Raw genomic sequence first — 23,465 nt, forward strand, 5'->3', positions numbered from 1 at the left:
ATACAACACGGTTTAAATGCCATGTATGATTAGTATTTTAAATCAGTGCAAATCTACAATCCAGGCATCTTGTATGTAATCATCAACAATTTTTCTTGATAAATTAAGCCAGCTTTTACATTCATCCAATATTATTGAATCTCCTGTTACTACCCTCTCCATATGCGACAATTCAGTGTCAACATTTGGTATAAGCTCAACATCAACCGGTATTCCCCATGATTCTGAACACTCTATTATTCTGCTTTTCAGTCTGCCCGAATTTGAAACAGGAGAATCCAAATAAAATTTAACATTAGGAACTGATAATTCTTTTAATGTTTTTCCTATGAGTTCTAATGCAATGTCAGTTTTATCTATTAATTTATATGTACCCCTAAGTCCTGCCAAATCTCTTAAAACTCCGTCCTTGCCAAGCAATACAGGACTTCCAGACAAAGCAACTTCCAAGGTTATAATTAAATTGAACCCATCAATAAATAAGCAGCCTTCCTTTGCATGATCCAATGAAAGCATGGTAAATTTTCTTTTTTCGCACTCATCAGTTGAGGATGTAGCTCTTTGAAGAGCTGTTCTTGCTCTTAAAGAAAATTGATTGTGATTGCCCACAAGCTCAATGATTGGTTTTATTTTATAACCACGGTCCAACAGCCATTGAACCTCTTCCTGAGCAATTGTAAGTTTCTTTATATTTTCCGGTGAAAAGTTTCTAATATCTTCAGGGTCAAAACCCCTTTTGACTGTTTTAAGGGACAAATGTTTACCAGCTTTCTTCTTCAATTCTCATATTTAAATTATCTTATTATGCTTTTATAAATATAAAATATTATACCATTAAATTCGAATTGTGTGAATAAAGTAACTGCCTAAAAATAATTATATTGACAATTTATGCCATAAGGGATATTTTTGTATTAAACAGATGATTGTTTAATAACGCTCATGGAGGAATTATGGTACATTTAGTATATTGTGATGATAAGGAAAAAGTATTAGAAAAAATATTAAACAAATCAAAACATATGGTAATCAGAAGTGCTGCAGGAAGAAAAATACCCCACAGCAGAGTGTTTGAAGGCGAAGAATTGTATTTCATGAAAAAAGGGACCGGATTAATAACTGCTAAAGCAGCAGTAACTTCAGTGCAAAATTACGTTAAGCTTACTCCAGAAGAATCCTTGGAAATAATAAACAAAAATCAATCCAAATTAAATTTATCTCCAAAACAAGTTGAACGATGGAACAAAAAATGTCTTTGTCTTGTTGAATTTGATAATGTTGAAGAAATAGCTCCATTAAATTTTGATCATCAGAGCAACATGGATGATTGGCTTATAATTGAAAAAATCGAAGATGTAACAGTTGGCACCAGCATTCCATACAATTACGATAATTCCAAGCTTAAATAACAAAGCAGTTGATATGATGATTTATCAATTTTTATATTGCTCATTTTTGAATAAAAGTACGTAGCTCTTGTTACAGCTACGTACTTTTTTATTGTTTTTTTTATTAATTTAAATAAATATATTTTTTAAAAAATTTAGTAAATTATTTTATTCTTTAATCAAGTTTAATTTAATGGAATAATGGATATATATAATAATAGAGTTATTAAAAAAAATTTAGTCTATCTCTAGAAATTTTAATAATTGTCAATTTGATTTATTCTGAATATATTTATTAAGTTATAGCATAATATTATGTAATTAATATGGGAGGTATATGGTGAGAAAAATATTAATAACAGGGGCATTGGGACAAATAGGTTCCGAATTAACTGCCGAAATGCGTAAAATTTACGGTTCAAGCAATGTGGTGGCTAGTAACAGAAGTATGAAGAAAGGTCATGAAGAGCTGATTGAATCCGGGCCATTTGAAATCATTGATATCAATGACCCTGTAACATTGTCAGCTGCCGTAGATAAGCACAAAATAAACACAATCGTAAACCTTGCTGCCATTCTGTCAGCAATAGGAGAAAAAGATCCCCAGCAATGCTGGAATATAAATATGAACGGACTGTACAACGTCCTGGAAACAGCCAGGGAAAGAAATTGTATGGTGTTCACACCTTCATCCATTGCTGCCTTCGGTCCTTCAACACCTAAGGACAACACTCCGCAGGAAACAATTCAAAGACCCAACACCATGTATGGAGTAACAAAAGCAGCAGGTGAACTGTTATGTGACTATTACTATAAAAAATTCGGTGTTGACACTAGGGGTGTCCGTTTCCCGGGGCTTATATCATACAAGACGCTGCCCGGCGGCGGAACCACGGATTATGCAGTACACATATATTATGACGCGTTAAAAAACAAAAAATACACGAGCTTTATCCGAAAAGGAACTTATATGGATATGATGTATATGCCGGATGCGCTAAGTGCTATTATTGATTTAATTGAGGCAAATCCCCAAAGACTTATGCACCGCAATGCTTATAATGTCACAGCCATGAGCTTTGACCCAGAGATGTTGGCTGATTCCATAAGAAAATTCATACCTGAATTTGAGCTGCTCTATGATGTTGATCCTATTAGACAGGAAATTGCGGATTCATGGCCAAATTCTTTAGATGATTCAGCTGCCAGAGAACAATGGGACTGGAATCCAAAATATGACCTACAATCCATGACAAAAGATATGCTTGAAAAGCTTAGGGTTAAACTAGATGTTCGAGAACCAGCAGGAAAAAGTCTGTAAATTAGATATTAAAAAAGCCTTCTATGACATCCAAAATCGTAGGAGGCTTTTATAACAAAGACTGTATTTAATATTAAATTTCTAGCAACAGCTTTTTTAGTCTTAGTCGTAATAAACAAGGTTTTGAGGTGCAGTGGAAGGATTATTATAATAAGCGCCTATGCCTGTCAGCATATCCTCATAGCTGGGAATTCCATCAAATATTATGGTCTGCTCAGGACGAACCATGTTATTTACCTGTATAATGGTTTTTGCAGTCTCCACATGTCGTGCCACACGTTTATCAATTGGCCAGCCATTCTCGTCAATTGGTGCGTAAAGCAGACCATGTTCTCCGGCTTTCATGACAAAACGATCTTTACCAGACATAAGCAACTCTTCATCTGTTATGCCCCTGATTCTATCAAGCATCGGTTCTGCAACTTCAGCCAAATATGAAGCTGCTTCAGAGTAATCACCTATTTCACGATGGCTAAGACCATGTAATGCCTTAGGAGAAAATTCCATGCCTATTGGCACGTCAAATACTTGTGATGTTAACATCATAGAAGTCATTGCAGCAACATCATTACCCTTTTCATGGGTTACGATTGTGTTCTCAACCGGATATTCAAGCTCAGCTTCATGGAAGTCAAGTGTCATATCAACACCTTCAGCTTCAATAAGTTTCATTACTGCATAAGCTGTACGTTCAGTTAACAAACCGTCAGCTTTACCGGGCCAATTACGATTGATGTTGCGAATATCCACATAGGCCAGGTTTTGACCGCTGGGGTAATGTATATAGACTTCAGGGTCAGGCCATGAATCAAGAGGATTTGCAGTTCTATCCCCAAATCTCCATGTCTTTTCACCCCAAGGAGTATTCACGTGATAAAAACGAGGATACGCTTCACCCATGCGCGTACATGTGGATGCGCTTGTATTTATCCTATTAATTATAATTATCTTGCCTTGAGTCACATTCAGGTTTTCCGTGAAAATCTGCGCTGACATATTTGTTGCAGGCTCTTCAGGATGAGAACCTCCAAACATGAGCATTGTGCCTCCTTCTACTCCGCTGTCGAATATGTATACATTACAATCATTGACTGTGCCCTTTACAACATCCGAATAGTCGCTGAGCTTCTTTACATTTGTAATATTTTCGCTTACTACAACAGGTTCCTTAAATGTACGCTGCTCTCTAAACAGCCATCCAGAAATGCCAATGACACATAATACAACAACAATGATAAGCACCTTTATAAATTTAATATTTTTCATAATCAAATCTCCTTTACTTAAGGCGCAAAATACGCAATACAAACGGAATCATTATTATGCTGTACAAAATTGCATCCTGTATGTTTCTTGTCTTGATAAAAACCTTGACAATAGCAGCCAGAAAAAATGCACTGCTAAGATAGCATGCTACAGTTATTATTGAATTAATTGCTTGAAGTGTACTCATAATTAACCTCCTATAATTGCGCCGAACTCATTGCAGAAAATCATTGTGATGGTACATAGAGCAAGTATAAAGAACATCGGTACCAGAGCAGTTTTAACAAAATCCCTGTAATATCCACCTTTGTACTCCAATTCCATCACTGCTGCTCTTCCTACAACAGCAGTAGGAGGTAAGCAATCGCCTAAAGGCAGCATAACTGCCCATGTAGATAAAGCAATTACCGGATCATAGCCTAACATATTGAAAAGCATTATGAGGGGAACCCCAAACAATGGTGCAACAGCATATTGGAGAACACCTTCAGCAACAGGAAGAATAAGCCACAATGTTCCGAACAGTACAGCAATTGGCAGTGTAACAACTGCCAGTGAAAGCAATCCACGGGCTCCGGTAAGAGTCATAATTTGATTTAACATGCCTACCACTACCATGATTCCTACAAGACCTTTAAGATTTGTCACAGTTGTAACTGCTACATTAAATACATTAATTCTTTTCGGACTGACAAGCAGAACTGCCCCGGCAGAAAGCATGAATATTAAAGGTAATCCTACAACAGGAAAATTAGAAGGCCAAATCCTTCCTGCCAATACAATGCCTATCAGGACTATAAAAGGCAGAATAACTCGAACTCCATTCCATCCTGCAGGCACTTCAGGAATTTTTGCAAGTGTCTTTTCAAGGTCAACCAACTTTCCTCGACCAGCCAGATAAAATGTTGCAAAAAGCGCACCGGTAATGGATAAAAAAGCAAGTGGGATTGTAAAACCGACAAAGGGCATATTAGCACCTGCAGCGGCCATCATTGCCCAGAGGTTTATAGGCGGGCATGCTGCACTCATAGCAGCAAGTATAAAAATCAATGCAACCCTTTTATCTTCTGAAATTCCCATTGCTGCCAATACTGCACCTACAAGTCCACCAACAGTTAAAACTGTTGTGGCACCAGACCCGGTTATAGCCCCTGGAATAAGCATAACAAATGTTAACAATAGCAAGCATATTATTCGGTGAGCAAAGAATGTTTTAACAATCTGCCTGACTATGTATGCTACACCTCCAGATTCTTTATAAAGAGTCATAAAAAATGTGGCTGTTAGAAAGACTAAACAAACATCAAAATATGTTACAGTACCCTCAGCTAAGTGTCTGATCATCTCTAAAAATGAAATTGCAGAACGCGGATCTTCACCGGAAGGTAGTATAACATGTACCAGAATTGCTGCTATAGTTGCAGTAAGCATGGAAATCTCAGTTGACAGCCTCAATTTTTTAGCTATGGCAAATACAACTGCAATGGAGACCAATACTAGCAGTGAATGTTGTAACATTGTCACTTTAGATACTTCCTTTCTATTATCTATGTGTAACTAATAATATTTCAAGACAAAAATACTATTTTAGAACAGAAGAAATTGCAAGTGTGTTTTCAACCTTTATAAGCTGCTTGTTGTTATCTTCTGCATATTTTGTAAAGAAACCATCACTGTCACTTTCTTCAATAACCAGAATCACATCAGCCAGCTCCATAACAGCGTCAATTGAAGCTGCATCAGCACTATCTGTACGACGAGCCATTCCTTCTATGTGGGCACCTACTATTGTCAACCCTGCTTCTTTAGCAGCATTAATGACAGAAACACATCTTTCAATTTCAGCATTAACATCTGTACCTGCTGCCCCCATACCTTTCATACTTGTGCCGGTTGTAACTATCAGTGTCTTATATTCATCAGCCTTAAGACTATCTGCATTCAAGTTGTTGTCATTTACTGACGTAAGTCCGGCTTGAACAGCAACCATGTTCATCATGACAGCACCTGGGCTTTGACCACATGTAGTGACAATGAAAGGACCTTCCAGAGTAACGTCAGATTTAGGTTCTTTTGATGCAGGTTCTTCAGATACAGGTTCCTCTTCTGAAGGTTTTTCAGTTACTGTGTTGTCAGAAGGTTCCGTTGTATTTTTGCTGCATGATGTCATCATAATCATCATAGCAAGTACCATTATGGTAATTATAATATTTAGCTTTTTCATTTTTGCATCTCCTTAATTAAAAGTAACATGAAAGCGGCTTGTCGCATATCGGTGACAAGCCGTTGTCATTTAACTGTTATTATACTTCTAGATTGTTAGTCTACTTTACGTTTTTTACTAATTACAAACCATGCTGCTGCAATGACAATGACTACAAGAATTACTACAAGAGCTGTGCTATTTTTCTCTGGCTGCTGAGGTTCTGGAGTTGCAGCAGGTTCTGCCGGTGCAGGAGCTTCTTCTGGAACAGCCTCAGGTTCCTGAACTTTACCTTGGGTCATGGCATAGTCATTAACACTTGTTGATGCATAGTCTACAGCCTCAAGATATGCCATTGGATAACCCAGTGTAGTAGAAGAACCATCTTCGTTAATAGACATACCATCGTAGTATTTACCTACCAAGTACCAGGCAAATTCCCACCAGCCATCTTCAACTGTGTTCATAGCATCATTGGTGTATTTTGTGAGATATCTGACAGATTCTGCAGGATTCTTGCTAAACAATTCTGCAGCTTCAGCCTCTATCTCATTCTGATCTGCAAAGAACACATCTTCGTAGCTTGCCTTTTTTTCTCGGATTTCTGTATACATGGCATCCCAGCGCAGGTTAGCCCAGTTGTTTACAAAGTTAAATGCCCACCATGCACTGTCAGGATCGAATTGGTGTCTTAATCCTGATGACCAGGATTCCGGAACTTCTGTAACACCACAATACATAGGAACATAAACAGTTGTGTCAGGAGAATCTTGACCAAACCATAATAATCCTCCTACAGGGTCAGGCATCCAGCTGCGGCTCTGCGAAACGAAACTATAAGAGCATCTGTATAGGGCTATTGCACGTTCCCAGTCATGACGGTCTTCTCCTATAGTACCTGGCTTCTGATCGCCCTTAACACCCCACCTTGTTGGATTTCCAAAAGGTCCGGCAGCAAGGCCCTTAGTTAAATCATAAGGAGTACCTTCATAGTGATCGCTGTAAATATCCATTAAATCCTTCACTGCAAGCTTTTGATCAGGCTTAACAGAAAATGGATACTGCTCATATCTATCAAGAGTAGGGAATTCTTGTGATGGAGCAACTAAGCTGAAAACACGCCATTCACGCCGAGCAGCATAGAAAGGACTTCCGTATGGCTCCGGATTAAACAACTTAGCATAGTTAAAATCTTCACCTTCACTCCACCATCCCATTTCCTTTGAGAGCTGTGTAATGTCAGTTGAATACATGAAGTTTTCTTTATCGGTAAAATCAATAACTCCTATACGTGAACGGTTTGCACCTACAAACATCTCGTCATCTGGAATTCTTTGAGCAGCCCAATGAGCACCTGGTTTTCCGCTGCCTGGTTCCCATAACATACCCCCACCGCAAACTTCGAAAACCCAAACTTCGTTTTTGTCTCCAACAATAAGAGTTTCACCGCCATCGCAGTATCCATACTCTTCTGCCAAAGCACCCATAACCTCAATTGCTTCTCTTGCAGTTGCAGCACGTGCCAAGGCTAATTGTTCTAGATTTGCAATAACCATCAAACCCTGAGGACTGCTGACTTCTTCTCTGCCGCTCCAGGTGAACTCTCCCATCATTACCTGCTTCTCATTCATAAATGGATAACCTATATGAAAATAAGAATAAGTTTCTTCAACCTGAGGAATTTCTCCAACTTTTTCAGGAACCTTGTTTGGCCTTGTATCATTACAAGGATCTCGATAAATCTCAACCATTTCACCTGCAGTGTGTTTTCCGCCTGGTATGATTTGAATACGGTGATCATACCATCCATCACAGGTGTGTGTAACCATAACTGATCCATCAACAGATGCATCCTTACCTACTCCCATAGACGTACAAGCATAGGCTGAGGTAAAAGTTGACACAACCATTAGGATTGCAATAAACATAATAAAACATTTTCTAATACGTTTCATTTTTTTACAACCTCCTAAAATAAATTTGTGATAGCAAAAAATTCTAAAACAGTTTATTAATTAAATCACCCTTTTTTATTTCTTAAGTAGTAGTTGCTATACTAAATTGTATGCATGACTAAAAAATAACATGTCCTTTAACATCAAATATAATTAGTTGTCTTTTATGTTGGATATTTTAAATAAAAAGACCACTATGCAATAAAAAGCAATGTGGTTCAATTATGTTCAATAATTATTCATTATTTTTATTTATAAAATAAATCTCATACAATAACACAAACGCTGCAACAACAAGTGCTGCTGCCAGAATTTTATTATATTTATAAGTGTTATATACACCACCTTCTCCTACAGATGGTAGTGGCAGCGGATCAACTGGAAGACCATACTTAGCAGCAAGACTTTTTATATTTAATATATGTATTGCAGGTTTACTGTCTTTTAAGAAAAGCTGAATGAGACCCGTAGAATCATCCTTATTTGGCAGTTCAGTGATTATACCTCCATCAACATAAACCATCACATTGCTATCTCCAAATGAAGCATCATTGCCGCCAACATTTACAAAACATTTTACATCATTGACACTGTTATATATATCATACCTTGCATTTATATTATGTATCAAATCATCATCATATAAAAGCTTATAGCCATAATTTCTAAGTCTTTTCACAATTTTATCCCTTGTTTCAGGATTCATTTCTTGACCAATATCATACATCCCTCCAATTGAGAAGTATGAACTGCGGTTAGTTATTAAACCTTCGTTGTACAAATAATTCTCCATATCAAGATATGTTAATTCAGTATCATTAGCTCCGTGAGTAGATGACCCGATTGATGATATAATAATAGGTTCTAAGTTCATTTTTTCAATTGCACACATGACAGCAATATTTAGAGCCGGAAATGATCCTGAGAAGTTTACAGCAATCGTGTCTTTGGGCTGCAATCTAAGTTCATTAAACATATGGACTATAACTGCTGACATATTTGGATTTGTTGATGTTCTTTTTGCTTCAAGATTACCAAGTGTAGTTGTTATTTCAGAAAAATCCTGTCCAATCATACCTGTATGGTTAAGATCTGTAGACTTATCTATGTTTATATTCTTTTTAATTTTTAGTTGTTTTATTTTTTCAAAGCATTGTGCTGTAAGTCTTGATGCTTCTAATTTAATTTCATAGTCCTCGGAATATGTAGTAACCTTGCTATTTTCTAAAATTAAAAATCCAGATAATAGAATTATAAACAGAGCAATGAGCAAACAATATTTTTTATTCATAATTATCTCCATTCGGTCTTTTATCTACATTAACAATATTTGTACTATTGCAATTATTAGAACCACTATAGATAGACTACCAAGTGTTTTTATGATACCCTGGCGTTCCATAACCCTTCCGAGAATTCCAGGCACTACATATCCTATAGTAATTGACAGGTTATAAAACATATATGTATTGCCAAAGTATATATATGTAAATATTATTTTTATTATTATTCCAATGATTATGTACATAGCAAATTTTCTTCTGCCATAAAGTATTGTATATCTTGACAAAAATTTAATAAAAAATACACATGCAATAGAAGTAAGTACTGTTGCAGCTATTTTAGCTGGATCATAAATATGCAGTGCAAAGTAAAACGGTATTATTATTCCTCCGGGTATTATGTTTGTCATATCTGCAAATATAATACTTACAATCAATGAAACAATAATCAGCTCATTCATTTGTTATCCTCTTCCAGATAATTTATTAGTTCATATGCGCTGCCTTTTATATTTCCTACTCCTACAATCATTCTTGAATCTTTAATATTAAATATATTCTGCCAGTCAGGAAGTTCTGTTACATTCAAAAAACCTTCCTTTCTGAGATGTCTTATTCCAAAGCTTCTATTTTCACCTATTATAATAATTCTTTTATAACTCATATTATTAAAAAAATATCTTGAAAACAAAAGAAGTCTGTCTGGCCTGTCCAACCTGTTATTATATATAAAAGTAATGTCTTCTGTATCCTTTGTAAATTTCTTAAGTACATTTCTTGTAGAAAGCGGATCATTTACTGAGAACAAATTCAGGAATTTTATATTGTCTGATAATTCATATAACTTATGTGCTCCGAAGTCTTCTTTATAATTCCGAATATTTTCTAAAAAATTTTCCCTGTTAATACCAAATAACTTTCCAATTTCATATGCTGCTGCATAGTTTTCATTTTCTATAAATTCATCCGTCCTGCAAAGAATTGCTTCAGAGTTGTTTTTACTGCATATATTGCGGAAATACTCAAAATAATTCTCATCACATGTAAACAGAATTCCATTTTCAGGAACAGTAGTAGAAAGACTTTCTGCAATTTTGTCCAGGCTTTCTCCCATATCAAAAATATGGTCGTAGCGAACATTTGTAATAACATTCAGATTTCCTTTGACTATTTCTTTCTGAGAAATTTTTTGCAGCTCAGGATTTACTGCCATGCATTCAAGAATAAGTATTTCAGCATTTTCCGTATAAGCCAGCTTTATTATTTTAAGCTGTTCTTTTATATTAGCCGTACCTTTTCTTCTTATGAGATGCTCACTGCCATTTGTATCTATAAAAACAGGTGTGCTTCCTGTAGTCTTGGTAAAAACTCTGAATCCTGCACCCCTTAGATTAGCATCAATAAGTCTGCATACACTGGTTTTTCCTCTTATACCGTTAACATGTATGATACATTTGAATGTGGACAGATACATATTGTTTGCTTTTTTTTCATAGATTAGATAAATTATATAAGTTATTAATAAAAATATGGCTATTTGTAACATGGTTGTCCTCCATTCATTGATATAATTATAGTATCATTTTAAAATATTATTCCATAAAAAAAGCGCATGCGCGCTTTTTTTGTATATTGCTATTATCATGTTTATGCTGTATCATAATAAAGGATTTTTCAGGCATTAATTAAGGAGAACAACAGTGAATAAATATAAAAACCTTATTTATAATACATTCATATTTGGTATCAGCACCTTTAGTTCAAAAATATTAGTTTTTTTGCTGTTGCCATTATATACAAGAGTACTTTCAAACACCGATTATGGAGTTGTGGATCTTATTGTTCAAACATCAAATTTGCTCATACCGATTGTTTCTCTGGGAATAGCAAATGGTGTAATAAGATTTGGACTAGATAAAAGCAATAGCTCATCTGACGTTTTTTCAACAGGTTTATTTACCATTTTGGGAGGTTTCTTAATATTCTTATTATTAGAACCTATACTGTCCAAAATAAAATATGTATCAGATTATACTGCACTTATATATATTTTTGTATTAATGTCATCTCTTCGCACATTATGTTCACAATTTATAAGAGCAAGAAAACTAGTGAGGCTGTATGCCTTTGAAGGTGTTTTAAGCACAATAACAACTATTTCTTTTAACATTTTGTACCTTGTAGTATTAAAGCTCGGCATTAACGGGTATGTTCTGGCGATTATTTCATCTGATTTTTTATCAGTTGTCTTCTTATTTTATACTGCAAAGTTGTATAAATTTATAAAGTTTAAGCAAAAGGAAAAATCAACACCAATAAATATGCTTAAATACTCAATACCGCTGATTCCATCAACTATTTTTTGGTGGGTTACAAATGTATCTGATAGATTTATTGTAGCCTACATGCTTGGTGCTGAAGCAAATGGACTTTATGCAATCTCTTACAAAATTCCTACGGTTGTAACATTATTGTCCAGTATTTTTTCAGAAGCATGGCAGTTATCAGCAGTTTCAGAAAAGGATGCGCAATATCGCGAAAAATTCTTCACAAATGTTTTTAAATCGTATTCATCTCTGATTTTTATATCTGCATCCGTCTTGATATTATCAGTAAAAGCCATTACCAAAATATTGGTTTCAGATGCTTTTTACGCTTCCTGGAGCTATGTACCGTTTTTAGTTATGGCAACTTCTTATTCATGCCTGGCTACATTTTTAGGTAGCATATATTTTGTAGAAAAGAAAAGCAATTTATCACTTATAACAACATTTATTGGTGCCCTGGTCAACATTATGTTAAACTTAATTCTTATACCGAAGTTTGGTGTAAATGGTGCTGGTTTTGCAACATTTTTAAGCTATGCTGCCGTGTTTGTGCTAAGAGCTCTCAACACCAGGAAATTCATAAAAATAAACTGCAGCAATAAAAAACTGTTATTTAATACATTTATACTGTTGATACAAAGCACTATTATGATTTTTGAAGCACCTCATTGGATATTGATTGAAATATTTTTATTTGTTTTAATCTTTGCTGTTAACTTAAAAGACATTTTAATAAACATTAAAAAATTAATTGTATAAATATATAAGTTGAATTTAAGAGTGATTATTAAATATGTTCCAGTGCATCCATTACATTTGAACTTATAACAGTAATCATTATAGACATAACAAAATGCATGGCACAAGCTGATGCCATGCATTTTGTTTAAAAACTATAAACCATTAATTTCTAAAGAAGATTTGATACCAATACTTTTATCTCTTCAATAAACTTCTCGCCTTTTTCACCATCGTGATAATCAGTTGGAACATCCATATAACTTATCTTGATATTCTCATGATATAACATGTTTATGAGCTCTTCCATCAATATTCCCTTATCTCCGTTGATGCTGCATGTGGGACTTTCATTAATGCCTATGACTCCTAAAACTTCGTAACCATTATTTATGTATTCCTTTATAATATTTACTGTGTCAGCTGCAATGCTTTTATTAATATTTCTGAAACCTTCAGTATTGTATTGCGCTTTTGTCATAGGTTCTCTTTTTAATCCTAAATATCTGTATTCAGGACATGGAAGCTGATGGATTCCTATATCATTTTTAATTAATTCCATCACTATGTCTTTATACGCACCTTTGGCTCTTGCCAAGGGATATACAACTGTATTCTGATTTAATATGCAATGAGAAACCAGTATAACACGCTTGCTTCTTTCCATTTAATTATTTCCTTGGGTATACTTTGCAGGTACTTTGCTGATTAATAAAGAAACAAATATGCAGCTTGCAATTTTATCAACAATATTGCTTGTTATTCTAGGTATGAATGCTGCAGTAAAAATAGATTGTCCGGATTGAACCAGCCATGTAAAAAATACGTCGTTGATATCTCCAGTAATACCTCCATAAACATATGTGGCGATTGGAGTTCCTATGAGAGGAGCAACCACAGACAAAATTAACCCTGTAAAAATAGATGTTTTAAAATTAAATTTCCATTTTCTTGCTATTAATCCCACTATAATACCTACTGCAATATTAACCAATGCAAATGGAATATCTTTCGGGTTTGTTAAAATACCCTGAATTACGTTGGTTAATCCTCCAACTACTGCTCCGTACCAAGGTCCGAATAATGCAGCCGAGAAAATTGTTCCCACTGTATCAAGAAACAACAATGGTATGTTCAATAATCCTATTACAGTTCCTAATACAATATTGATTGCAATTGCTAATGCTGAAAAAACCAGTTTAAAATTTGAATTATTTCTGTTCATGACTCTCTCCTTGTTTGTTAAATTTCTTGCATATTCAGATTATCATGACAGCTGATTTCAAGTCAATTTCATGTTTTTCATACATTAACTGTCAATTATAAAAATATATTATAGCAAGTGACATCTAAGGTTAATATATGTAAAATCGTCTGTTTTTTAATTTAAAAACTACAAAAAAACCGTTGATTACTCAACGGTCGCAATATAGTATTTCAACAATTGTTTATTGTATGCCTTTAGACCCGGGTGTTTTCCTGGATGTATCGCAGCAAAGAACGAAAAGCTTATTGCTGTGGAATTCAAATTGCTTAACTACATCAAGCCCCAGCTTCCTTGAATGAGCTTGAAATGACCTTTGATTATTCTGATCTACATAAGTTACTAAAATTGGGTACCTGTCTTTCATCAAGAGCCTTGAACATTCAAACAAATTAGGCAATACCTCAGTTCCCCTGTAATCTTTATCAATGCAGGCAGGTCCATACTGATATGAATTGTCTATTGATAACACTCTGTCCTTATACTTAATATTAGGTAAGTCATCAATCATGGGATAGAATACTGGCCATATTTTCAAAAACTGCCAAGATACAGCCCCAGCAAAGCCAATCACTTTGTCCCCATCGCAAGCAACAGCCAGACTTTTTTCTTCTTCTATTAATCTCTTCAGCTTATTCTCAGAAAAAAAGGTTCCAATGAATCCATCAGGTTTATCCTCTTCACTGATTGAATTTTTGTGATATTTTTTCTCCAGCATTATGATACCGGGAATATCTTTTAACTCAGCTCTACGATAATTCATTTTCTCCTCCTGAAAATTTATAATTGCGTATAATACTTCCATTAGCTTATTCAATCTGAAATCTCCAGACTGCTCGACCATCTTCTACAGTGAGTGAAACAATGCAGTTTATATTCTTCATTAAAAGCCCAAGCCAAAAGTGGCTGGCACAAATTCCTATATCAACATCTGGGTGTTCCCATTTTATGTGTTTGTAACCGACTGGCATATATATGGAAATTGTTTTTTGGTCAGACGAAATTAAGAAACGCCAGTGTTGGGTGTTAGCGGCTGATGGAGCCTTACGTGCAAGTTCTAAAGCATATAAAATCTCCGGTGAAAGTTCATCTTTTTTTATGTCTCCATCCAGGAAATTTTCTATGGGTTTTCGTTTATAACTTATTAGATTTTCTTGTATTCTGTCAAATAACCTGACACCGTCTTGTTTCCCGTATCCAAGAGGAGTTATGCAGATTGTTCTTTCGCCTTCAACTTCATCTTTACCATAGCCCCATTTCGGATTTTGCAAATTTTTATATTGTCCTAAGTGAGGCATAACACTTTCCAATTCAGCCAAAGCGTAATGTCCATACCAGCATGTTGAAATCCCGATGCTTGTAGCGTATAAAATTACAACTTCTCCAACAAATCCTGCGGCAGAAATTGAGTATACATCAGTTTTAGACATAAATGCCAGATTGTCAGGAGGTGCGTTATAAACAGTATAAAGCTTCTTGTCAGATTTTGCTTTAAATTTTTTTACTTTTACATTGTGCTCAAAGGGCATATTCATATCACTGATAAAACTATTAATCATGTTCATTTTTTCAGTCTCTACATTTATATTTTGAAAACTTCTCGTAGACCTTCGTGTGTTTATAGCACTTTCCCAATCAATGTTTCTCATAATCTAATCACCCCTTGAATAATTTTTAAAACAACTTCTTTCAAGCATTCCATTCATTAAAGTAAAGTTTTATTGACCTTATCATTTCCTTAAAAAATGGTGCATCCATTTTTCTTTTGTAAAACCTCTTAGCAAAATCATTATCCTTTAATTCTTCCTTTGAAAACATATTATTGATGAATTCTTCTGTTATTGTTGGATACGATTCATCAAACACTATACATGATTTATCAAATCTATCTCTTATTTGCGGCTTTGTGTCATAGTTTCCCATTACTACTAAAGCTATGGGCATTGTGTACTTGGGAAGATTAAAAAGCTCCTTGTGATATTCATAATTTTCAATAATATCCCCTATATAGCAGGTTCCTATACTTAGACTTTCAGCAGCAATAACAGCATTTTGAGCAGCAATCATTGCATCCTCAACTCCAAGCATGAAATCACTTATGCATGGTCCTTTATAATCCGGAAAATCATCAATAATATTTCTTTGTTCATATAATCTATGCCATTTGTGGCTGTCCGCAACGAACAACAGCGCCAGATCTGCATCTTCAATGAATGGCTGGTCATCACAGCTTTTTGCAAGCTTTGACAATGTTTCCTTTGATCTGATTTTAATAATGCTGTAAGCCATCATATTTCCTGCAGTTGCTCCTTGCATAGCAGCTTCGAGAATATGCTTAATTTGTTCATCTGTAATTTTTTCTTGATTGAACTTTCTGATTGAAGTGTGAGATTTTAATAGTTTTATAACTTCGTTCATTTTCCCTCCGAAATTTTATATGCCAATTGTTAATAATTATTGAATATTTTTATGTGTCTTTTTTTCTACAGCAGCAACTGCTTCAATTTCAACCAATTGGTTTTCATATCCTAATACAGTAACACCTGATAAAGTGCTTGGTACATCATGTTCACCAAATTCATCACTTATTACATTCCACACTTTAACTAAGTCTTTTCTGTCTTGGGATGCTACTAATATTCTTGTATATGCGACATCTGTTATTGAGGCACCACATTCTTTTAATGCTTCTTTTAAATTATCAACACACAATTTAGCCTGTCCTTCAAAATCATTTATTAAACTGACTTTACTATCCTTATTGATTGGACACGACCCGGATAAAAATAACAGTTCCATTCCTTCTGGTACTTTGCTGGCATAAGCATAGCTTACTTTTGCCAGATTTTCTGATCTTATGAGAGATATCTTATTTGACATTTAATTATCCTTTCTTATATCCAGCCACATGATGCTCATATTATCCTGCTTTTCTATTTCCTTAAAACCATTTTCCTTATACATATTCAATGTACCCCTGTACAGTTTCTCAGGTTCATTTTTATTTTCAATTGGAAGAGCAATTACAGCTTCATATCCCTGAACCTTGAAGTCTTCTATGGCCTGCTTAAGCAATTGTCTTGCAACCCCCTGTCCTCTGTACTCAGGATGAATAACAAAGCAAATAACACAGCCCGTTTTTTTGTCTTTGATTAATGCCTCTAAATCATCTTTCAACCTCAAATATTCATTTACATCATTTGCATTGCACCACCCGATGCATTTGTTATCATCAAATGCCAGGTAACCTTTCATCTTACCTGATTCTATGTTCTCTATTGCTTCTTGACGATTTGTTGCACCTGATCTTTGCTGCCATTCATCCCTGGAGCAGTTTGTGTGATAATATCTGCAAAAACAAGTTGCCCAATGTGGTGCATGTCCAAAGTCAAGGTTTCCAAGGTAATCTGCAAATGTTAGAGCTAACTCAGCATTTAATTTTCTAATTTCATATTTCATAATATCCTCCTAAAAGTGTAAAATTTTAAAACATTATCTATCTAACAATATTATTAACTATGTAAATTATATGCTACATAATTTTGCAATCGTTTTACTCATTATGAAATTATATCCCTTTATATTTCTCCTGTACTAACAACATTATAACTATTTGTTCAGTATTAATCAACATATACAAACATGACTTGCTAATAAAAATCCTTGAGACTGACCCAAGGATTACTTATTACTTATTCAATACATTTTTAAATGATTCTATAGATTGCGCCCCAACTATAGCATATTTGTCGTTTATTATAAATGTTGGAGTGCTGTTTACTTCATAATGTGTTGCTGATTTCTTTGCTTCTGCCAAGTTACTTTCATAAGAACCATCTTCCAGCCTTTTCATCATTTCATCTTTATTCAGGCCAATACTTTCTGCTATTGATTTAAGCAATCCAACATCACCGATATTTTTCCCCTGAGTAAAATACGAATAAAACAATTTATCATGAAACTCATGGAATTTACCTTTTTCTTTAGCATATTCGCTAGCAAGCAGAGCCAAATGTGTATTTGAAATCAAATCAACTCCGCTAAATTTAACACCATACTTATTGCTCATATTATTTATGTTTTTAAACATATCTTCCACTGACATTCCCGGGAAAAGATCTGAAACTTTGTCACCTTCTTTAGAAACCTCAGGATGCAGTTCATATGGTATCCATTCATCTTCTATATCAAATTCTTTTTTTAATTCATCGACAATACCTTTGCCTATATAACAGAATGGTCACGCATAATCTGAAAAAATTAATATTTTGTTTATCATATTAGCTCCTTTGCATTTAAGTTCTTTTCTTTGTTATACCCATTATTGAAGTAAAATAAACTCAGAACTTTGCAGAACTTAATATCCACTTTGTTTTATATTGTAAGCAATAGAAATTACTACACTGTATTACCTAAAATTTGATGGATCGTATCCTAAAAATTCATCATATACATCTAATCTTCTGTCTTTTTTTGTTGAATTATACTTAGTTGTTCCATGGGCTCTTACTTTAGCAAAATTGCAATCTCCATATATAATTTGTTCTGTATCGTCTGCCGGTCCTGCAATTGGAATTCCCGCTGTTCTTACAATTAAACTTCTGCCCGGAAATGCCATTTCTCTTTCTATTCCGACCCTGTCAGCAGCAGCTATGTATATTCCGTTGGAATGTGCAGCTGCCATAGCAAGTACAGGTCCGAAGTTTTTCATATTATCAGGCAGACTGTCAATGGTAACCCAGTTTGTAGGAACACAAATTATATCTGCTCCCTGTGCCGCAAGAATTCTGTATGTTTCAGGAAACCACATGTCATAACAAATTATAATTCCAATTTTGCCAATTGGTGTATGAAATACAGGGAGTCCCAGGTTTCCAGGTTCAAACCACAAAAATTCATCTTCCCACAGATGTAGCTTTCTATATTTTCCAATTAAACCCTCGGGCCCAATCAGCACTGCAGTGTTGTATAAATCAGAACCATCAATTTCTGTAATTCCTGACACTATGTAGATATTTCTGTCACGGGCTGTCTTGCTCCATGCTTTTACACTTTCACTGTCATTGATGTTCTCTGCTAAGTCAATTGCTTCTTGCCTGTTATCAAAATTGTATCCTGAATTGGCCATTTCAGGCATAACTATAAGCTTGGCCCCATTATCTGCAGCTTCATTTATCATATGCACAGATTTTTTTATATTTCCCGCAATGTCGCCTATTTTAACATCCATTTGCAAACATGCAACCTTAACGTCCAGTTTCTTTTTTTTAATTTCCACTTCTTCCTCCTGTTTATATAAATTATGTACTATTTTAGTGAAGAACCTTACGAATATATATCGAAAACGATAAAAGGCCCCGTCCCTATATCCATTATCCATCTAAAGCATTAATTAAGCAAAGATTTTTTTGACAAACGTCTATTTATTTGTTGAATATTTCACAAAATAATATCTTGTGCTTTTCTTATCTTTATTATATCATAAAAGTGAGTATATGTAAATTAATGGAAACACGCACTACTATAAAAGCAAAGGAAGTGTTAATTTATGAAAACAGATGCATTGGTACAAGAACTTATCGACAGCTACGGTAACTGGGTTTCCGACGGAAAACGTTCGCAGCAGTCAATGGGCTCCATGACAAAGAATCTGTATCCTTATGATTCTATATTCAGTCCCATTCGTGTAAATCATCTGGTTATCAAGAACCGCATCGTCATGGCTCCTATGGGCAACATCGACATGTGCGAGGAAACAGGACGTCCCAACGACAAGATGCTCCAGTATTTCTTCGCAAGAGCAAAGGGCGGCACCGGTCTTCTGACCACCGGACTCATACCAATTTCTCACGGCATTGACAACTCTATCACAGAAATGGGCAAACTGTCTTACTTCCCCAGGATAGACCGCAGCCGCACAGTACAAGCTGGCTGGCGCGATCTGGCGCAGGGCTGCCACGCTTTCGGCTCCAGAATTTTTATACAGTTAACACCAGGTCTTGGTCGTGTGGGTAATCCACAATGCCTGGTCAATGAATTAAAATTCCCGGTTTCAGCATCGTGGAATCCTAATTTCTATATTTCTCAAATTCCTTGCGCCAGGATTTCCGACGGGAAACTGAAGAAGATTGTCAAAAACACAGGTCAGGCAGCGGCAGATGCCAAGGCTTGCGGCTTAGACGGTGTCTATCTCCACGGTCATGAGGGTTACCTGCTTGAACAAATGACCAATCCTGCCTTTAACCGCAGAAAAATGGGTCGCTATGCCAACTGGAAGCAGTTCGGCATTGACCTTGTTACAGAAATCCGCAATAGAACAGGTCCAGCATACCCTATTATGTACCGCATAGACTTAAGTCTTGCTTTGAATGAAACCTATGGTTCAACCATGGAAAAGGAAAGTGCTTTAAAAAAATTCACCAATGGCCGCTCCATTGAGGATACTCTTGAGTACATGGAAGATTTAGTCAGAGCCGGCGTTGACATGTTCGACGTTGACCTGGGATGCTACGATAACTGGTGGCTGCCCCACCCACCTGCAGGCATGCCCGCAGGCTGCTTCCTGCAGATAAGCAAGTACGCCAAGGATTATTTCAATAATAAGGGCATCAAGTCTAATGCAGGTGTAGAGGTTCCCATTGTGGCTGTAGGAAAGCTTGGCTATCCTGACCTCGCAGAACAGGCACTTCGGGACAATATGTGCGACATGGTGATGCTGGGACGCCCGCTTCTGGCAGATCCTGAATGGCCTAACAAAGTGTATGCCGGTAAAGTTGAAGAAATCTGTCCATGCATAGGTTGTCAGGAGGGATGCATCAATGAATTCGTTGATGGCGGCCATCCCCAGTGCGCTGTAAATCCCAGAACCGGATTTGAAGATGTGCATACGGCAATTCCTGCTGATGCAAAAATAAAAAAACACATTGCAGTTATTGGCGCAGGGCCAGCCGGATGCAACTTTGCCTTACAAGCTGCTGCACGGGGCCATAAGGTTGACTTGTATGAAAAATCCGGCAGCATTGGCGGCAAGATGAATCCCGGCTCAACACCTAAGGGAAAATTTGACTTTAACAACTACCGAATGTATGTGGAAGCAACAGTGATAAAAGCGGTCGAAGAAGGCATGATCGATGTTTTTCTTAATACAGAATGTGACCTGGATACCCTGAAGAAGAAAAGCTATGATACGATCGTGACCGCCATCGGCACCAAAGCAGCAGAACTTAATGTCCCAGGCTATGAAAATATGAAGACTGCACAGGCAACAGAACTGCTGGAGAATCCTGAGCTGCTGGGAGAGGCAAAGAAGGTTGTAATTATCGGAGGAGGTGTGGTTGGCTGCGAAACTGCCTACTGGCTGTCTTTTGAAAAAAATATGGATGTTACTGTGGTAGAAATGCTGCCTTACCTTATGGATGGGGCCTGCACCGCGAACCGCGGCCATTTGATCTATTACATGAAAAAAAATGGTGTAAAACTCATCAATATGGCAATGGTAAAGGGCTTTGAAAACAGCAAGGTGAAGATTTCCCGCAACACTCATAAGAATGTTCCCAACCCATATAACACCTGGCAGCCCATCCTGCCAAAAAATATTGAAAATCCCCTTGCACCCAAGGTAAAGGATGAATATCAAGAAGAGTTTCTGGATGCCGATCTGGTGGTGTTTGCCATGGGCGGCAAACCTGATGACAGCCTGTACTATGCTTTGCAGGAAGCCCACGCAGCACATGAAATCTACAATATCGGAGACAGCTTCGCCGCCGGCAGAGTACTGGAAGCAAACCGGGCAGCATATAATCTTGCTGTAAAGCTGTAAGGAGGAGATCTATGATTTTAAAACCTGAGCAACAAGCCATTTTAAACGGTGAAAAGGGTGAAACGCTGGCAAAGGTAATGAAGACCTTAGTCATGTTTGGTGAAGCCTTTGATGCAGAAACGATGGTACCTGTAACCAGTAAATATAACCACCTTGTCACCTCTTTTGGACTCGGTGCTCTGCAGCCGGTCTATGATTTGATGAACCAGTTTATTGATGCGGGCGCTGTATCAAGCCAAAAGTTCACTGCAGACCCAAGACCCATGGATAAAAATGTTCCATCCGGTCTCTTACAAAATCTGGTTTTCAAAAAGTTTATGTACAACAAGCAAGATTACTATGAAGATCAGCTGAAAAAGCTGGGCCTCCTCAACGATGATGCCTTTACCTGCACCTGCTATATGGATGCCGTTGGAAATAAACCCAACAAGGGTGATGTCCTGTCCTGGTCTGAATCCTCTGCCGTTGTCTATGCCAACTCCGTGCTGGGTGCCCGCTGCAACCGCAATTCCGGTATACTCGACATCATGGGCTCAATCGTAGGCTTTGTGCCCTACTTTGGCCTTCTTACCGATGAAGGCCGCAAGGCAGACTGGATTGTAGAAGTTAAAACATCTAAAAAGCCGGAAGCGCAACTCCTTGGATCTGCAATAGGCATGAAGGTAATGGAAGATGTTCCATATGTAAAAGGCCTTGACAAATGGCTGGGCAATAACCTAGATGATGATGCCTGTACATACCTTAAGGACTTCGGCGCAGCAACCGCCTCCAATGGTGCAGTGGGTCTGTATCACATTGACGGTCTGACGCCGGAAGCCGTAGAGCAAGGAGAACAGCTTATTGCTGACGGTGCAAAGATCTACGTCATAGACGATGATGAGCTACAGCGTGTTTATGACAACTATCCTGTAATGTGGAAAAACATTGATGCCAAACCCAAGCTATGCTTCATGGGATGTCCTCATATGAGCCTGCAGCAACTTAAGGACTGGACAGACAAGGTAGAATCATCACTGAAGCAGTATGGAAACAAGAAGGTCGTTATTCCCACTGTGTTTACAGCAGCACCAGGAGTTTTGAAGGAGTTTGAAACCACGTCCTATTCAGCGCGGCTGAACGCTACCGGTGTCATTACCTCCTATATATGCCCCCTGATGTATATGAACAACCCTCTGAGCGGAAAAATGCCGGTCATAACCTCAAGCAACAAGCTGCGCACATATACCACCGCACGATATTTCACTGATGATGAAATACTGGTCCAGATTACAAAAGGAGGGAAGTAAATGAAAACATTTAAAGGACGCGTTGTAACACCCGGCACCTCAAAGGCGGAAGCTCTTGTCTCCCACGGTGGTCTGAATACACTTGCTTCATTCCAGAAAGCGCTGCAGTTCGGTGATAAGACTTCCAAGTGCAGCGATCAGAACAATGAAGATCTTTATGGAAAGCCCATGGCCGGCAAGGCTTTATGTCTGCCTCAGACTATCGGCTCTACAACCGGCGGTCTAGTGCTTTACACTGCCTGCTCCATGGGCCGTCAACCTGCGTGTATGCTGTTTGCCAACCATATTGACTCACTTGCTGCAGCAGGTGCCATTCTGGCTAATATTTGGCTGGATGGGATTTCCATGCCGGTCGTTGACTCTCTCGGGGAAGAATTCCTCGCTTATGTCAAGGATGGGATGCAGATTACAATTGATGACGAAGGCATTGTTACTGTAATTTAAATCTTGATCATATTAAGGACTAAAATTCCAACAAGCAATAAATTATTCACTATAAATATTAAGAAAGGGCAAATCAGAATTTTTCTCTGATTTGCCCACTTTTGTTTTATTTAATAAACTATTTTATTATTAACCATTTTCCTCATAACATTTATTTTTAGTACGATATAC

The 23,465-nt window shown here is 36.7% G+C and carries 23 protein-coding genes and 1 pseudogene; 6 read left to right on the forward strand and 18 right to left on the reverse strand.

Translation table 11 applies throughout. The features are described 5' to 3' along the window. Positions 1–42: 42 nt before the first annotated feature. The gene (locus LY60_RS08110; RefSeq protein WP_246145396.1) at positions 43–780 is read right to left on the reverse strand and encodes a DUF434 domain-containing protein; all 738 of its coding nucleotides are present in this window, start codon (positions 778–780) and stop codon (positions 43–45) included. A gap of 173 nt (positions 781–953) precedes the next feature. Between LY60_RS08110 and LY60_RS08115 the strand changes: the two genes are divergently transcribed. After that, positions 954–1,409, forward strand: a complete 456-nt coding sequence (locus LY60_RS08115) for a hypothetical protein (RefSeq protein WP_145082292.1) — start codon at positions 954–956, stop codon at positions 1,407–1,409. 319 nt (positions 1,410–1,728) lie between these two features. Continuing rightward, positions 1,729–2,709 carry an L-threonine 3-dehydrogenase gene (locus LY60_RS08120; RefSeq protein WP_212633467.1) on the forward strand — a complete coding sequence of 327 codons (981 nt, stop codon included), beginning with the start codon at positions 1,729–1,731 and terminating at the stop codon, positions 2,707–2,709. Between the two features lie 102 nt (positions 2,710–2,811). Here the strand turns inward: LY60_RS08120 and LY60_RS08125 are convergent, their stop codons facing one another. The 8 genes from LY60_RS08125 to pgsB form a co-directional block, all read right to left on the reverse strand. Continuing rightward, positions 2,812–3,975 (reverse strand): succinylglutamate desuccinylase, encoded by a 1,164-nt coding sequence (locus LY60_RS08125; RefSeq protein ID WP_145082296.1) that lies wholly within the window; start codon positions 3,973–3,975, stop codon positions 2,812–2,814. 13 nt (positions 3,976–3,988) lie between these two features. Next, entirely contained in the window at positions 3,989–4,162 is a 174-nt protein-coding gene (locus tag LY60_RS18030) for a hypothetical protein (protein ID WP_019229078.1), read from the reverse strand. Between the two features lie 2 nt (positions 4,163–4,164). Then, the gene (locus LY60_RS08130) at positions 4,165–5,493 is read right to left on the reverse strand and encodes a C4-dicarboxylate ABC transporter (protein WP_145082918.1); all 1,329 of its coding nucleotides are present in this window, start codon (positions 5,491–5,493) and stop codon (positions 4,165–4,167) included. A 64-nt stretch (positions 5,494–5,557) separates the two neighbouring features. Further along, the gene (locus LY60_RS08135) at positions 5,558–6,199 is read right to left on the reverse strand and encodes a DUF6305 family protein (RefSeq protein WP_145082298.1); all 642 of its coding nucleotides are present in this window, start codon (positions 6,197–6,199) and stop codon (positions 5,558–5,560) included. Between the two features lie 95 nt (positions 6,200–6,294). Continuing rightward, positions 6,295–8,133, reverse strand: coding sequence for a dipeptidase (locus tag LY60_RS08140; RefSeq protein WP_170226148.1), 1,839 nt, complete (start codon positions 8,131–8,133; stop codon positions 6,295–6,297). Positions 8,134–8,368: 235 nt separating this feature from the next. Then, complete coding sequence (gene pgsW / locus LY60_RS08145) at positions 8,369–9,424, reverse strand: poly-gamma-glutamate system protein (protein WP_170226149.1); 1,056 nt, start codon at positions 9,422–9,424, stop codon at positions 8,369–8,371. 24 nt (positions 9,425–9,448) lie between these two features. After that, positions 9,449–9,877 (reverse strand): poly-gamma-glutamate biosynthesis protein PgsC, encoded by a 429-nt coding sequence (gene pgsC, locus LY60_RS08150; protein WP_145082302.1) that lies wholly within the window; start codon positions 9,875–9,877, stop codon positions 9,449–9,451. Continuing rightward, a complete protein-coding gene (pgsB, locus tag LY60_RS08155) occupies positions 9,874–10,962 on the reverse strand; it encodes a poly-gamma-glutamate synthase PgsB (protein WP_145082303.1) in 1,089 nt (362 codons plus the stop codon). The genes pgsC and pgsB overlap by 4 nt, the downstream gene beginning before the upstream one ends. Positions 10,963–11,116: 154 nt before the next feature. On the opposite strand from pgsB, the gene LY60_RS08160 reads away from it, so the two are divergent. After that, entirely contained in the window at positions 11,117–12,502 is a 1,386-nt protein-coding gene (locus LY60_RS08160; protein ID WP_145082305.1) for a lipopolysaccharide biosynthesis protein, read from the forward strand. 151 nt (positions 12,503–12,653) lie between these two features. Here LY60_RS08160 and LY60_RS08165 read toward each other — a convergent pair whose 3' ends face one another. The 9 genes and pseudogenes from LY60_RS08165 to LY60_RS08205 form a co-directional block, all read right to left on the reverse strand. Beyond that, complete coding sequence (locus LY60_RS08165; RefSeq protein ID WP_145082307.1) at positions 12,654–13,148, reverse strand: CD3072 family TudS-related putative desulfidase; 495 nt, start codon at positions 13,146–13,148, stop codon at positions 12,654–12,656. Further along, positions 13,149–13,721 (reverse strand): annotated as a pseudogene (locus LY60_RS08170) (CD3073 family putative ECF transporter S component); the annotation flags it as partial. A gap of 208 nt (positions 13,722–13,929) precedes the next feature. Next, entirely contained in the window at positions 13,930–14,508 is a 579-nt protein-coding gene (locus LY60_RS08175; RefSeq protein ID WP_145082311.1) for a GNAT family acetyltransferase, read from the reverse strand. A gap of 46 nt (positions 14,509–14,554) precedes the next feature. Next, positions 14,555–15,394 carry a nitroreductase family protein gene (locus LY60_RS08180; RefSeq protein ID WP_145082313.1) on the reverse strand — a complete coding sequence of 280 codons (840 nt, stop codon included), beginning with the start codon at positions 15,392–15,394 and terminating at the stop codon, positions 14,555–14,557. 40 nt (positions 15,395–15,434) lie between these two features. Then, on the reverse strand, positions 15,435–16,163 hold the full coding sequence (locus LY60_RS08185) for a nitroreductase family protein (RefSeq protein WP_145082315.1): 729 nt from the start codon (positions 16,161–16,163) through the stop codon (positions 15,435–15,437). 36 nt (positions 16,164–16,199) lie between these two features. After that, positions 16,200–16,625 carry a RidA family protein gene (locus LY60_RS08190; protein WP_145082316.1) on the reverse strand — a complete coding sequence of 142 codons (426 nt, stop codon included), beginning with the start codon at positions 16,623–16,625 and terminating at the stop codon, positions 16,200–16,202. Then, positions 16,626–17,204 carry a GNAT family N-acetyltransferase gene (locus tag LY60_RS08195; protein WP_145082318.1) on the reverse strand — a complete coding sequence of 193 codons (579 nt, stop codon included), beginning with the start codon at positions 17,202–17,204 and terminating at the stop codon, positions 16,626–16,628. It lies immediately after the preceding gene. Positions 17,205–17,433: 229 nt separating this feature from the next. Further along, complete coding sequence (locus LY60_RS08200) at positions 17,434–17,973, reverse strand: DsbA family oxidoreductase (RefSeq protein ID WP_145082321.1); 540 nt, start codon at positions 17,971–17,973, stop codon at positions 17,434–17,436. A gap of 180 nt (positions 17,974–18,153) precedes the next feature. After that, entirely contained in the window at positions 18,154–19,023 is an 870-nt protein-coding gene (locus LY60_RS08205) for a nitrilase family protein (protein ID WP_246145397.1), read from the reverse strand. 270 nt (positions 19,024–19,293) lie between these two features. Between LY60_RS08205 and LY60_RS08210 the strand changes: the two genes are divergently transcribed. The 3 genes from LY60_RS08210 to LY60_RS08220 are packed head-to-tail and all read left to right on the forward strand — an operon-like array spanning position 19,294 to position 23,294. Next, the gene (locus LY60_RS08210; RefSeq protein ID WP_145082325.1) at positions 19,294–21,564 is read left to right on the forward strand and encodes an FAD-dependent oxidoreductase; all 2,271 of its coding nucleotides are present in this window, start codon (positions 19,294–19,296) and stop codon (positions 21,562–21,564) included. Between the two features lie 11 nt (positions 21,565–21,575). Then, entirely contained in the window at positions 21,576–22,850 is a 1,275-nt protein-coding gene (locus LY60_RS08215; RefSeq protein ID WP_145082327.1) for an aconitase X, read from the forward strand. Then, positions 22,851–23,294: an aconitase X swivel domain-containing protein gene (locus tag LY60_RS08220; RefSeq protein ID WP_145082329.1), complete on the forward strand. Its 444-nt coding sequence runs from the start codon at positions 22,851–22,853 to the stop codon at positions 23,292–23,294. It begins immediately after the preceding gene. The last annotated feature ends 171 nt before the right edge of the window (positions 23,295–23,465 follow it).

The organism is Sedimentibacter saalensis (assembly GCF_007830175.1).
Taxonomy (GTDB): Bacteria; Bacillota; Clostridia; order Tissierellales; family Sedimentibacteraceae; genus Sedimentibacter; species Sedimentibacter saalensis.